The 14304-nt window shown below is 40.5% G+C and carries 11 protein-coding genes and 1 pseudogene; 2 read left to right on the forward strand and 10 right to left on the reverse strand.

Annotation, left to right across the window (positions count from 1 at the left end; genetic code table 11):
- Window positions 1-15 precede the first annotated feature (15 nt).
- Window positions 16-342, forward strand: a complete 327-nt coding sequence (locus ACNSN3_RS17970) for a hypothetical protein (protein WP_418609286.1) — start codon at window positions 16-18, stop codon at window positions 340-342.
- A 236-nt stretch (window positions 343-578) separates the two neighbouring features.
- Window positions 579-827, forward strand: a pseudogene (locus tag ACNSN3_RS17975) (ion transporter); the annotation flags it as partial.
- Between the two features lie 37 nt (window positions 828-864).
- Here the strand turns inward: ACNSN3_RS17975 and ACNSN3_RS17980 are convergent.
- The 10 genes from ACNSN3_RS17980 to ACNSN3_RS18025 form a co-directional block, all read right to left on the reverse strand.
- Window positions 865-2823, reverse strand: a complete 1959-nt coding sequence (locus ACNSN3_RS17980; RefSeq protein WP_418609288.1) for a methyl-accepting chemotaxis protein — start codon at window positions 2821-2823, stop codon at window positions 865-867.
- A 136-nt stretch (window positions 2824-2959) separates the two neighbouring features.
- The gene (gene asd, locus ACNSN3_RS17985; RefSeq protein WP_418609289.1) at window positions 2960-4099 is read right to left on the reverse strand and encodes an aspartate-semialdehyde dehydrogenase; all 1140 of its coding nucleotides are present in this window, start codon (window positions 4097-4099) and stop codon (window positions 2960-2962) included.
- Between the two features lie 202 nt (window positions 4100-4301).
- The gene (locus ACNSN3_RS17990) at window positions 4302-7025 is read right to left on the reverse strand and encodes a TonB-dependent receptor domain-containing protein (RefSeq protein ID WP_418609291.1); all 2724 of its coding nucleotides are present in this window, start codon (window positions 7023-7025) and stop codon (window positions 4302-4304) included.
- Window positions 7026-7097: 72 nt separating this feature from the next.
- Window positions 7098-8705, reverse strand: coding sequence for a hypothetical protein (locus ACNSN3_RS17995; RefSeq protein WP_109874982.1), 1608 nt, complete (start codon window positions 8703-8705; stop codon window positions 7098-7100).
- Window positions 8706-9018: 313 nt separating this feature from the next.
- Window positions 9019-10347 carry a tetratricopeptide repeat protein gene (locus tag ACNSN3_RS18000; RefSeq protein WP_418609292.1) on the reverse strand — a complete coding sequence of 443 codons (1329 nt, stop codon included), beginning with the start codon at window positions 10345-10347 and terminating at the stop codon, window positions 9019-9021.
- A 37-nt stretch (window positions 10348-10384) separates the two neighbouring features.
- Window positions 10385-10990, reverse strand: coding sequence for an energy transducer TonB (locus ACNSN3_RS18005; RefSeq protein WP_008111498.1), 606 nt, complete (start codon window positions 10988-10990; stop codon window positions 10385-10387).
- A 6-nt stretch (window positions 10991-10996) separates the two neighbouring features.
- The gene (locus ACNSN3_RS18010) at window positions 10997-11407 is read right to left on the reverse strand and encodes an ExbD/TolR family protein (RefSeq protein ID WP_008111500.1); all 411 of its coding nucleotides are present in this window, start codon (window positions 11405-11407) and stop codon (window positions 10997-10999) included.
- 53 nt (window positions 11408-11460) lie between these two features.
- Window positions 11461-11988 carry a MotA/TolQ/ExbB proton channel family protein gene (locus tag ACNSN3_RS18015; RefSeq protein WP_008111501.1) on the reverse strand — a complete coding sequence of 176 codons (528 nt, stop codon included), beginning with the start codon at window positions 11986-11988 and terminating at the stop codon, window positions 11461-11463.
- Between the two features lie 3 nt (window positions 11989-11991).
- Window positions 11992-13359: a MotA/TolQ/ExbB proton channel family protein gene (locus ACNSN3_RS18020; RefSeq protein ID WP_010388834.1), complete on the reverse strand. Its 1368-nt coding sequence runs from the start codon at window positions 13357-13359 to the stop codon at window positions 11992-11994.
- A 10-nt stretch (window positions 13360-13369) separates the two neighbouring features.
- Window positions 13370-14122 carry a DUF3450 domain-containing protein gene (locus ACNSN3_RS18025; RefSeq protein WP_418609295.1) on the reverse strand — a complete coding sequence of 251 codons (753 nt, stop codon included), beginning with the start codon at window positions 14120-14122 and terminating at the stop codon, window positions 13370-13372.
- Between the last annotated feature and the right edge of the window lie 182 nt (window positions 14123-14304).

Here is a 14304-nt window from a genome sequence, read left to right on the forward strand (position 1 = left end):
AAAATTGGTGTATTTATGATTCACAAACCTCACGGCTGGGTAATTTTAAAATTTACTAATGAAGGCGATGTGTTTTTTAAAATCTTTGCAAGTTGGCGCGGTGGCTACCTAGACGCCGACTCGTGGCGACTTAGCTCTGGTAATAATAAGCCTCCCGCTTTATCTGATTGTGGGAAGTATTGGATTTGGCCTCAAGAATCTGGTTCGTGTTATCACCTTTCAGTTCATGGTGAAGATGGATATTCATTTTATACCGCTCAAATACTAGCAAGTATTATTATTCAATCTGGAGAAAGTGATGTTTTCATTGAAAGAGTGAAGTTATCCTCAATATTAAACTAACTTAGTTTTTTGTTTAAAGGTTGGTTATTTGATACAAGCGTTCAGAAGTATTAAGACTGATATTTTGTCAACAAAATACCTTCATGGGTATTTGGTTTTCATCACTATTAGATGACTCGTCAACAAAAAGTAAAGTTGACAAGGCAGGTTTGGTAATCTTTTGTGTTTGAGTATAGAAAATAAAAGAGATTAGAAATGACCCCACTGTTACGTCAACAAAAAACAACGCATATAAAACATACGTGATGTACGAAACCATGGCGGTATACAAATTAAGTTGGATTTTTTACTTAACCTTTATCTTTTTAACTGCATTTGTATTCTTAAATATGATGGTGGGGGCTATTTTAGAAGTAATGAGTGAGGAGCATCGCAATGCCCGAGAAGAGCAAGCCGATACAGACTCACTGCCCGCAACCCAAGGCCAAGTAAACGAATTGAAAGCACAACTGGCAGAGTTAAAACAATTACTCAAAAATAAGTAGCAGATTAAATAGGGCAAGTATGCACTTGCCCTATTGTTTATACTTTAAACTTACCTACTAAATCAGTTAATATCGATGAAAGACGACTCATTTCATTGCCATTCTCACTGGTGCTAACAGCAATATCACTCACCTCATCAGCCGAATTTTTAATTTCTGTCACATTTCGATTGATGTCTTCAGCGACGTGTTGCTGCTCTTCAGCAGCGGTGGCTATTTGCGTATTTAAATCACTAATATTAACAATAGATGCCGTGATCTCACTAAACTGTTGTTGCGCAGAATGCGCAAGTTCTACAGTTTTATTGGTGGTTTCTATGCTGCGTTCCATGTCTTTAGAGACTTTAGAAGACATCGTGCGTAACTTATCAAGCTGCGATGCTACTTCTTCGGTCGACTCTGCAGTACGCTGCGATAACGCACGAACTTCATCAGCAACCACTGCAAAACCACGCCCATGCTCACCAGCTCGCGCAGCTTCAATTGCAGCATTCAATGCTAATAAATTGGTTTGCTCTGAAATGCCACGAATAACGCTCAAAATCGACATAATATTTTCACTTTCAGTATCAAGTTGAGTAATGTCTGCTGAGGCATTATTTATTACATCACAGAGCTGCACCACACTTTCTACGGTTTGTGTAATAACCGATTGCCCTAAATCTGATGCTTGTTGTGTTTGAACCGCCAAATCGGCCGCATTCGCACAACTACTCGACACTTCATTAGCAGTGGCAGCCATTTCATTAATAGCCGTTGCCGCCATTTCTAAAGCTTGTTGTTGTTGGCTAGTAGAGCTTGTTAGTTGAGCTGCTTGTGATGATGTTTGCGATGAGGTTTTACTAACATTTTGTGCGCATTCATTAATTTGATTCACCAGCTCACTGATCAAATTTAAAAATAAGTTAAAGCTGGTGGCCAGTTTAGCGGTTTCATCTTTGGTTTTTATTGTTAAGCGCTGGGTTAAATCACCGCCGCCTTGCGATATTTCAGTTAAACCATCGCTCACCTCAACAATTGGAGCTGAAATAAGTTTAGAAATATAACTCGCTATCGCAACAAATACGGCAATTAATATCGCGCTAATAATTAAAATGGTGTACGCCATCGCATTGGCCGCACTCATTACCTCAGACTTTTCTACCACCCCAATAAACTTCCAACCTAAAATGGGAGACGTATAAATATTGGCCATATACTGTTTTCCATCAATATCTACATCAAACAGGCCTTTGCTATTTTTAGCTAAATCGGCGTATTTAGCCCCCTCAATATCTGCTAGGTTTTTGAATCGGTAATCTGGGTGTTTCACATCCACCAGCACACTGCCACTGTCTTCAATCAACATTAAGTAACCTGTTTCGCCTAATTTAATATCGGCAATAATATCGGTAAGCCCGCCCAATGAAACATCCATCCCTTGAGCACCAATTAATTCACCGTTATCAATAATAGCTTTAACCGTGGACACAATCACTAAATCATCAGCAGCCCAGTAATACGCATTAGTACGGGTTGTTTTACCGTTCGCTTGTTTAGCTGTTTTGTACCATGGGCGCTGACGAGGATCATAATTGGCGTTTACGTTTCCCATTGGCCATTGAATATAACCACCTTGTTCATTCCCCATGTAAATATAAGCAAGCCCAGGGTGAGTCTCACCAAAATGATTAAATAAACTGTAAGCAGCTTGCTCCGTCGGACTTTGGTTAGGGTGATCAAGCATTACCTTAGTGCCAACATTCATATGCGTTTTTATGTTTTCACGGGCATTTTTAATCGTTTGGTGGGAGGCTAAGTAGTCCACGTTTTTAGCAATTTCAGAAAAAAACATAGTAATTGCATTATCAACTTGGCGGGCTTCACGTTCACTTAACTGAGAAAAATTATCAAGTGCTTGCTCTCTGGTTTGGGAAATAACTAAAGCAGCTATAATTAATAACGGCAAGGCAATTGCAGATGCAAAGGAGAGCTTTAATTTTTTTGATATATTCATGAAGTTAACCTCTAAAAACACTCTTAAGAATATAGTGTGGCTAAAGGGGTTGAGCAAGAAATAATATGAGAATGTTTCGAAGAGGCAATAAAAAGGTTAGCAATTAGCTAACCCTTTAACTTGATGAGCTAGAAAATTACTCACCGTCTACAATAATTCGTAACATCCGGCGAAGTGGCTCCGCAGCACCCCATAAAAGCTGATCGCCCACGGTAAAGGCGCTAATGTATTTTGGCCCCATAGCGAGTTTACGAATACGGCCAACAGGAATACTCAGCGTACCGGTTACTTTAACTGGAGTTAAGTCGGTACTGGTAATGTCGCGCTGATTAGGAATAACTTTAACCCACTCATTGTGCGAGGCTAAAATTTCTTCTATTTTTTCTACACTAATATCTTCACGTAGTTTAATGGTCATCGCTTGGCTATGACAGCGCATTGCACCAATACGTACACATAAACCATCTATAGGCACAGGCTGTTTAGATGAGCCTAAAATTTTGTTGGCTTCTACTTGCGCTTTCCATTCTTCTTTTGATTGACCGCTTGGCATAGGCACATCAATCCATGGGATTAAGCTACCCGCCAGTGGCACACCAAATTGGTCTTGTGGCAAATCACTAGATGCCATTTTTTCGCTGACTATTTTATCAATTTCTAAAATAGCTGAACTTGGATTATCTAATTGCTGCGCGACACTTGCATGAATAGCACCCATTTGAGATATGAGTTCTTTCATATTGCGTGCACCGGCGCCCGATGCTGCTTGGTAAGTCATTGGGCTTACCCATTCAATTAGGTCCTGCTCAAATAAACCGCCCAGTGCTAGTAGCATAAGTGAAACCGTGCAGTTACCACCTACAAAGGTTTTAACGCCTTGCTCAAGCCCTTGTTCAATGACATCTTTGTTAACAGGGTCAAGTACGATAATACTGTCGTCGCTCATACGCAGCGCAGAGGCTGCATCTATCCAATAGCCATCCCAACCCGATTCACGTAATTTTGGGTACACCGCATTGGTATAATCGCCACCCTGACAGGTAACAATAATGTCCATTTTTGCAAGTTCAGAAATATCACTAGCATCTAAAAGCGGTTTAGCTGGACCTGCTAACTCAGGGCCAAGCTGACCTGCTTGTGAGGTGGTGAAAAAGGTGGTGTCGATATGAGCAAAATCATGTTGTTGTTCCATTCGCTCAAGTAACACCGAGCCCACCATGCCGCGCCAACCGACTAATCCTACTTTTTTCATTGTTTGTTCCACTGTTTGATTCATAAAAGGAGCCTATACATTAAAAATTAAAAATTCATTGCGTGAGATTTAATTTTTACAGCCCTAAGCTAACACCGCCAGCACACTAAAACTAGTCAATAAACTGTAACTTAAATATTTTTCATACACATAAAAAAGCCCTGTACAAAATACAGGGCTAATAAGTAGTTAGGCGTTGTTATAAATCCTATCCTTGGGCTTTTACTTAAAACTCGTAACTAAAGCTGACACTCAGTTCTCTAGGCGTTTCTTGAGAACGAATTAACACATCATTTTGTTCTACTTCAAAGTTTTGTCCCAACATATTCTTCACTTTAAGTGTTAATGTGGTATTAAACGTTGGGTAGTAACTATAAACCATGTCTAACGAGTTTAAAGGTTGTTCGTAAGCGTCATCAAAGTTGTTAACACCCGCAGCTAAAATACGGTCACCAAATACGTTATAAATAAATGAAGCTTGATGCATGCCATCATGCGAATCGTAATTCAATTGTAGGTTGGCAACATACTTTGAGTGGCCAGTCATACGTCGCTTTAGATTTGTTAGGTCGGCGCGCTGTTCTTCTGCAATTTCAACTTCTGAATCACTAACCGTTAAATTACCAGAAGTAAAAAAAGCACCACCCAATAAATCACTATGCAACTCAGTTAACCATTCAGCTTCTATACCGTAAACATAAGCTGTATCTGCATTGTCAAACTGCAGAGTAAAACGACCGTCACTTTCGGTTAATAATGCTTCGATTGGGTTATCTATATCTTTATAGAATGCGCCAACTGAGTAGTTATCACCATTGTCCATATAAAATTCGATACGTGCATCAAAGTTATCTAAGTAACTAGATTCTAAGAATGGATTACCAAGCGTTCGATAACCAGTCAACGGATCTTGGAATTGAACAGGGCTTAGCTCACGCAAATCAGGACGAACAACCGTGCTGCCATAGCCAAAACGAACTTGGTACGACTGCTGACTATATGTCATAGATAATGAAGTAAAATACTCATCTTCCATCACACTTGCTTGTTTTATCGCATCTGCACTTAATTTATCTGCCAATAAAGCAGGATCGAATGTTGAGCGAGAAAAAGCGAGAGCAACTTGACGGAAGTCCTCGTAACGCACACCACCACTTAAACGCCAATCTTGAGCAAAAGTGATATCAAAAGAGCCGTAATAAGCATCAATCATTTGCGCTGCTAGGTAATCATCGGCTGTAGGTTCTTGAAACAATAACTCTACATCCGTTGAATCGATCACAGCATCATTAGCAAAGAAACTACCAATTGACAGTGCTTCTTCTTCACTTTGTGCTAAATCTAAAGACTGTGTTTGGCTGAAGCGATAGTTAAAAAAGTCTGTGCGGTAATCACGCGTTTTTTCAACAAAATAGCCGCCGCCCGCGATTTCAACTTCGGCGTTATCAAAGTAAAAAACTTTGTTAACATTAACGCCCCAGTTTTCTACATCGTCTTCTAGCTCAACAAATCGATACAAATAAGGATTGCCACCTAAACTGCCATTATAAAAAGTACGTTGATATTCGCCATCGGCGTACTCATCACGCACCGTTACTTCAAGCTCGCCAGGTATACTCGTCGTCGCTGTTGAATCAGTGTATTGCCAATCTACACCCACACCTTCAAGAAAACTCCACTCTAAATTGTGCATTCCACGAAGTTGAAGTATTTCAAGTTCACGTTCCTCAAAAGAGGTTAGGTGGCTTCGCTGTAATTGCCCAGAATCAATGCTTAATGACTTTGAAGGCTCTTGATAAAGCGCAACAGAAGCTTCATCTTCAGTATCTCGTAGCATCATATAGGTGGCTGTTAAATCATGGCCGCCAATTTTATAACCTAAATTTAGAGAGCTATTTAATTTTATATTATGCTTTGTTGATACTTCTTTCTCTGTGGCAGAGTAACAAGTAAAGTCATCTTTTGAACATTCAGATTCAGATGCGTCAACAGAAGAAAGTACTGCGCTAAACTTCTCTGCATTAGACCATTCATTTTCATAAGCAACTGATGCTAAGAAACCAAAAGATCCGTCTAGGCCAAATAAGTTATCAAATCGGTCGCCATAAACAGCCTTAATGCCTGCATCAGGGTTTAAGCTTTCTTTTTCTAAGCCAAAATCTCTTGGTAGTGCTTTTGATAAACTTTTATTTAAGTCTATTGCAGCTGCTTGACCAATATCAGCCCCCTGACGTCTTGACTCCACATCTCTTATATTTCTGTATGAGATATCAGACAAGCCATTGATATAGGTATTTAGCGCCGTTTTAACGGCTCCTGGTAAGGCGCGTGTACCATCGTCTTTACCTAACCAATCATCACTGCCGCCATTGTATGTATAGCCTTCATCGTTTGTATCTTTATAGCTAGCACCAATCTCAACTTTAAATAAAGTATCACTTGGAATGCTTTTCGTCCTGATATTAACGTCACCACCACCAAAAGCCGCAGGCATATTAGGTGAATAGGCTTTTTGAACAGCTAAAGACTCAATAATACTTGATGGGAAAATATCAAGTGGTATTACATTTCTGGTCAGATCTGGGCTTGGAACAACTGCACCATTTAAACGCACGCTTGAGTAACGCTCACCTAAACCGCGTACATAAATAAACTTATCGTTAACTAAAGATAAGCCTGTAACACGGCGAAGTGCTGAAGCGGCATCGCTATCACCCGTTCTAGATATTTGCTCTGAACCCATTATATCAGCAACAAATGCCTGATTTTTACGTTCATCAATTACCGCACTAGCACTGCCTTTAAGGCGTGTACCTGTTGCAACAACTTCTTCTATCGCTTCTTCATTGATTATTTCTTGTGCCTGTTCAGCGAAAGAATTAAATGAAGAAAAAAGGGAGAGCAGAGATAACGTTATTAGATTAGTTTTAAACTGCTTTTGATGTTTCATATTTATATCCTCTAAACCTAAAATTCCCTTAAAAAAGGCGCCATAGCGCCTTATAATTAGAGCCGGTCTAGATTAATTACTAGCGCGTTGTAAAGATGCGGCTACAAAATCAGCCCATTCACTTGATTCACCTTCTTTAAGTGCACCAATATAACCTGCGTTAGTAAAGAAAGAGTCAACTTCACTCATGTCTTTCGCCGTTGTAGCTACCGCAGTACCTTGTGAATCTGTAATAGTTGCTGCAGTTGAAACACCATCAGCACCAAGCACATTTGCAAAATCAGCAAAACCAATCAGCTGATTATTTTCGCCACCAGTAAACCAGGTATTGATATCAAAGCTTGCTAACGCACCTGTTAAAGGAGTGTTTACGTCTTCAAAATTCTTACCACACGCAAATATTGAACTCACAAATGCGATATCACCGTTGTTTGCATTGGCATGCACACCGGCATCTCCTGATTTATCTTTTTCATTATATAAATCAAAACAGCCAGCACCATCTACAGATGATGAGTTTACAAACAACATATTAGCTAATTGCGCTTTACCCCATTCTTTCATTTCCATACCGGCACCAGTACGACGCCCTTCAGCACCTTGATCACCAGTAGTAACAACGGTTGCATTAGCAATAGTTGGGTTAGAAACAGTCGTTACTAAATCTTGTGCGTCTGCAGATAATGGATCTACTTTTGCGCCATCTGTTTCAAATCCATGATTTCCATATTCATTTGAACGTACAAGAATGTACTGTCCGTAACCTTTCCAACCCTCATCCCAGTCAATACCGTCATCACCAGTATCAGTAACAACAATATGTTTAAGATTAACGCTACCACCAAAGAGCTCTATACCATCATCAAAACCATTATGTACATGAACATAATCAATTGTTGTGCCTGAACCAACAGCATTTAGTGTTAAACCATTTAGCTCATCACCTTCAACGCCAAATCCTGCATACTTAATAACAATGTGCTTTAATATACCGCTACTATCTTGCGGGTCATTACCACCGTAATAAGATACAATACCTTCAGCTGAGTGGTTACACATGTCTTGTGCCGCAGCAGTCGCTGTACAACGAATAGAATGGCCACGTCCATTTACCTGAACGCCACCCCAATCCCCAATTTGAGCGGTTGTTGAATCATCACCATCAACTTCTTTAATACTTGTGAAAATAATTGGCTTATCTACTTCACCAATTGCTTCAATATTTGCACCGCGAGCAATACGAATAAAACTCTCTGGCTTGGTAAACGCAATGGTAGCGCCTGCTTCAATAGACAATGTTGGGCCATTAACATCAATAGTAGCGCCTGTAGATGTGTCTACATCGTCACCTATAAATAAAGCACCTTCAAATACATGGGCACCGCCATCATCTAGCGCGGGGATAACAAAAGAGCTAGTAATTTCTTTTGCATTACTTGCAAATGCTTGGCTGTATAAACAGTTTACGCCTTCTGCTTCACCTGTAAATGTAGCTCCATCTAATGTGTATGTGGCGCAACTTAATGTATCGCCACCATTATCACCACCTGGGTTAGTCACTGAATTGTCTACACTGTTATCAACTGTCGTAGGTGTAACGTTAATATCTCCACCACCACAACCAGCCAGTGTTATTGCTGTAGCCACTAAGCTGATTTTGAATAAGCCAGATAATTTCATTGTTCACTCCGTAAAAGTATTTAATTATTGTGTTAGCGCATTAAGTAATAACTTAAGTCACTTTAAGGCACGATACTCATGCATTAAGGTCACTTGAGTTATCGAATACGAAGTACAATACGGGAGTGATATGACAATGAAGTTACACTTTAATAAACATAAAATGACAATGTTAATTAATTAAAAATCAATTGGTTGCTTTAAAAGGCGCGCAAAAAAACCACACAAACTAAATGTTAGTGTGGTTTGAGTAGTGCAATTATGAAATGGTTTTTAGTGCGTCAATTAAGAACTAATAATCGCACTATAAAAATTAAAGCAGTGCTGTTTTTAATGTTTGTGCATGCACTTTTTCGCGTTTTACATATTTGATCCATTGCTGGGCTAAACGTTGCGATTTTTTGTGCTTTTCGGCTTGTTCAAACGCAAGGATAGACGCATCAAAGTTTTGTAAATTGTATTGTGCCATCCCTAAAGCAACAAACGCATTTGATTCAAAATCAAGGCCGCCTTTATCCAGTGCCATTCGCGCAGCATCGGCAGCTTCGTCATACTGCTCTGTGTTTACATACACTTCAGCCAAGCGCTGATCGTATTTACCATGCTCTGAGCGCTCTGCAGCTTTGGTAAAGTAACGAATCGACTTAGCATCTTCTTTAGCTTGTACCATGGCCTCGGCTACAAAGGCATAATTTTTAGCTGTTGGTTCAGCAATGCCCTGCTCTATTGCCTTACTCATTACACTGGCGGCTTTGTAAGCAAGCTGATTGTATAAATATACCTGTGCAAGCTGTCTTAGGTCAGATTTAGAGGTTAAAAATCCTTGCTGGTAAGCCGCTTCTAAAACACTAAGCTGCTGTTTTTCTTGCCCAGTTTCACCGTACATACCGGCTAATTGCACCCAATACTCAGGTTTGTTGTATAGCTTTACCATACGCTCAAGTACGCTGACTACTTTATCCGTTTGGTTAAGTGAGTAATACATAGCACGTTGCAGTACCAGCCAGTTTTCTTTGGGTACTTTGCCTTCGCTATCACTTAAGTTAATGGCTTGGGTAATGTAACTCAGGCCTTGCTCATAGTCTTTTAATTGATAGTAGGTTTGCGCTCTTAATAAATAATATGCATCAGTTTTTGGCTTTGTATTAATGGCATCCCATTTATCTAAAAATGCGATCACCTTTTCATAGTCGCTGTTAGCCATTGCAAGCTGCGCTAAGCTGAATGTCGTGCTCAAACGTAGTGTTTCTGGAATGCCATCTTCTGCAATCACTTTTTCAAATGAGGCAATCGCTTTTACAAGGTCGTTTTCATTGTAATAAATAAACCCATAAAAGTTATGCATCATCGCAATTTCATAAGAGTTCATACTTGATGAGCGCGCTTGTATACTGTCAAGCGCGTCCAAACCCGCTTTACTGTCGCCATCATCCGCAAGTTTTTGGGCGCGAGCTAATTGGCTGTATACCTTTTCACGCAGTGCGGGAACTCGTGTTGTTTTCTGCTTTTCAGCAGCCTGTACTGTCGCCAAATTTACACCCGGAAGTACACTCAATGCACTTGGTGTAACAACGCCGGCACTGATTGCAACAGTGCACAACATGCTAAGCTTTAATAGCTTGGTTGTTAGTTTTAATTTCATAATTGCCTCACGTTCACTCTTTGCTTACTTAATAGAATTAACCATTAATTTGGAAAGAAATTTTATTTTGCACACCGGCTACTTCAACAGCTTCGCCATTAACAACGCGCGGTTTATATTTAAACTTAAGGGCCGCATCCATCGCTGCTCTATCAAACAGTGACTCTGGCTCGGCTTTAATAACTTGTGGCTCTTTCACTGTGCCTTGCTTGGTCACTGTAAACTCAACAATGACATACCCTTCAATACCACGCGACAAAGCACGCCTTGGGTATACCGGTGCCACTTTTACTATGGGTAAATACTCACCGTCACTGGTTTCTAACGCTAATCCACCCGCTAGATTTACATCAGCATCGACATTGGCAGCAAAATCAAAGTTGTTGCTAGCAGCGTTGTTGTCGCTACTTTGCATTTGTGGCGATTCCATTGGCGGTGGTGGCTCTTTAGGTGTTGGTGGCTTTTGTGGTTTACGCTCCTTTTTTTGTACCGTTTCTTCTTTTTTCAAACGGACAAAATCTAATACATTCCCTTTTGCAGGCTCCGTCATGGCGCCTTCTCCGCCGGTGATCAATGCCTGCATACCTAAAAACAGCATAAAGGTCACCACACCCGCTATAATTAACGCAAGTACATAACGCATCACTCGTTACCCTTCTTGAGCCGCTATTGAAACATCAAATACACCCGCTGCACGCGAGGCATCCATAACTTTTATCAAGGTTTCTGTAGTGGCTTTTTTATCGGCCTGAATAACCACACTACCTTGTGGATTTTCAGCTTTTAAGCGTTCAATGTTAGCTTGTACAGCACGTACATCAATTTGACGTTTATTGATCCAAATTTCGCCTTGATCTGAAATAGCCACTAATATGTTAGCGCGCTCTTTTTTAACAGCCGTTGCCGCTTCAGGGCGGTTTACATCAATACCGGCTTCTTTTACAAACGAGGCTGTAACAATAAAGAAAATAAGCATAATAAATACAACATCCAGCATAGGAGTCATGTTTATTTCTTCTGCTTCATCTTCTTGGAATAAATTACCTAATGGGGCTCTCATTTTACTTCTCCTAGAATAAGCGGTGATTATGTTCACCGCTTTTCAATAATTATTTAGTGGTCCAACACCATAGTGTCTTGCAACAATTCAACTTCACGCTTTGCTTTACGCTGTAAATAGGTTGAGGCAAACACCCCAGATAACGCACCGACCATACCTGCCATAGTGGGTATGGTTGCTTTTGACACACCCGATGCCATAGAGCGTGCGCTGCCTGTTCCTGTAATAGCCATTACATCGAAGACTTCTATCATCCCTGTAACTGTGCCGAGTAAACCTAATAGTGGACACAGCGCCACCATCACATTAATCAGTGGTAAGTTTGCGTTTAATCGCATACTGGCGCGTGACACCATGGCCTGGCGTATTTGCTCTGCATTCCAGCTGTTGCGTTCACTACGAGTTTTCCACGTATTTTTAACGTCTTTTTTGTAGTGTCGATAGCCATTAAAAAAGTACATAAATCGCTCGAGTATCAATAACCACATCGCGAAAATTAACACGGCAATGACCAAGAGAACTTGGCCACCCGTGTCGAGAAAATCACGGATAGCATTGATTGAATCAATCAATAGCACCATGGTTTAAGCTCCTTTCTCGCTTCGCTCGGCAATAATACCTGCACTTTGTTCTTGTAAAATAAGCAGTAAGCTTTTTGAGCGAGTATTCAATAAGGTGTATAAAAACACCGTAGGGATAGCAACAACAAGGCCTAATACCGTAGTAACCAGGGCTTGCGAAATACCGCCTGCCATTAGTTTAGGGTCGCCAGTGCCGAATAAAGTAATTGCTTGGAAGGTATTGATCATCCCAGTTACCGTACCGAGTAAGCCCAGCAATGGCGCTACCACAGAGATAATTTTAATAAGCGTTAAATTACGGGTGATTTTTGGCATTTCGCGTAAAATGGCTTCGCTTAACTTAAGTTCAAGCGTGTCGTACGCCACATTAGGATATTGGTCTTTCACTTTCATGACGCGCCCTAGCGGGTTATCATCACGGGCTGTATCGTCTTTTAATTGACGACGGATTTTTCCACCCATCAGCAGGAGCGATACAAAACGCTCTAACGCAATTAATAACGCTAATAAGCCAACGCCTAAAATAACGTAACCAACTGCACCACCTTGATGAACTTGCTCGCTGGTATCAGGGGCTTGTACTAACAAACCTAAAATTGAACCACCCGTTGGGTCAAGCGCAAACGGCACCACACCGGTGTTTGCTTGCTGCAAATCAGCCGCAGTCGCAGTAAAGCGGCTACTTGGTTGGCGAGTAAGCTGGCTAATGGTATTGGTAGAAGGCGTATACTCTAGGTACTGACCGTCACTAATAAGGTTAAATGCACCCACACGTACCACTTCTTTTTGTACTTTATTGCCACCGTCAACAATTACATCAGTATTGAAGCGGCTTACTTTTCCTTGTTCGGTCATTTCGCGTTGTAGCTCAAACCAAACCTTTTCGATATCTTCAATAGACGCAAGCTTTGAGGTAGAACCCATTTTTTGCGCCAATTCGTCCATAAAAGTACTACGCCCAGGTAACTGAGCCGATACCACCGAGGTTGCAAACTTGTTGCTAGAATCTCCAGCAACTTGTTGTAGCACACCAAATAGCTCTTTTAATGAACCCATACGCTTTGATAAAGTATCGGTCAGATTAGCCAATTTAATTTCGTTTTCTTCAAACTGCGTTTCTAAACGCTCTGACTCGCTAAGCATCTGATTTCGTTTAGCTTGGGTGTTTTTAAGCATTTGCACTTGTTCATTTTGACGTGCTGCAAATTCTTGTTCGCGTTGTTTATTTTGTTCTGATTGCGCTGATTTACCCTGCTCTAACGTTTTTAATAAGGCATCTAAGTTCATTGGTTCAGCGGCACACATCGCACCTGAAAAACCTAAGCTGGCTGCAAACACGGCCATTTTTGTCATTTTCGTTAATAATTTCATGGTAAACCTCTTATTCTGCAGCATGAATTGGCAGTGTTAACATATCGGGGGCTAGTTGTTTGCGAGCAATGCGAAGCCCTTTATTAATTTGACTAATGGTTGAATCAGGCAGTGCAACAAACGACTGTGTTTTTTGATCCCAACTACCTGCTTGTTTACCATCGCGGGTAAGATAAATTAGCTCTAAACGACCAATGCGCAGAAAGTCGACTTCACGTTCTTTATTGTCCACATCAAGCAATGCGGTATACGCTTCAATAGTGCGTCCGTAGTCAACCTCAACTTGATAAGCCTCTAAGACACGACGAAATTTTTCACTTGATGTAATATCAGCGCGTTCCATCATTGCACTTAATGATTCAAGACGCTGCTTTCGCTCTTGCTTTAAAAACGGCACGTCTAAGGCAACAAACTGTTCAAGCCCAGTGATCATACGAAGCATTAAAGGGGTTATTTGGCGCTCAATAATCGATACTTGATCCATCGATAAATTAAGCGATTCCATCTCTTCTATTTGATTATTTAACTGTTTTGTAAGCTGTGCGTTATAAACGGCTAAACCATCTATTTCTTTATTTAGGGTTTTGAATTGCTGTAAACGCCCTTGCATTGAATCTGCAATCTTGTCTATTTTCGTTTGTGATTGCGCAGCTAAATTATTAATTTCGCTGCTTTTATCAATTACCGTGTTTAAATCATTGGCGTGGACTGCTGCACTTGCGGCTACAATACCAGCTAAAATTAATGGTTTAACGCCTTTCATCGTATACACCTTTGTTCGTTAATTATCGGATTTGCTAGTCGCTTTAGCCTGTTTATTAAAAAACAATTTAAAGCGAGGTAGTTTCAATGAGCGAAAGTGTATAGATTAAAAATGACAAGCGTGTTGCGTAAAAAAGTCGCTTTTATGACAGCGGTAATAAATTAGCCTTATTGGCCGAATTT

Source organism: Pseudoalteromonas sp. US3C1004 (assembly GCF_048401065.1).
GTDB lineage: Bacteria > Pseudomonadota > Gammaproteobacteria > Enterobacterales > Alteromonadaceae > Pseudoalteromonas > Pseudoalteromonas undina.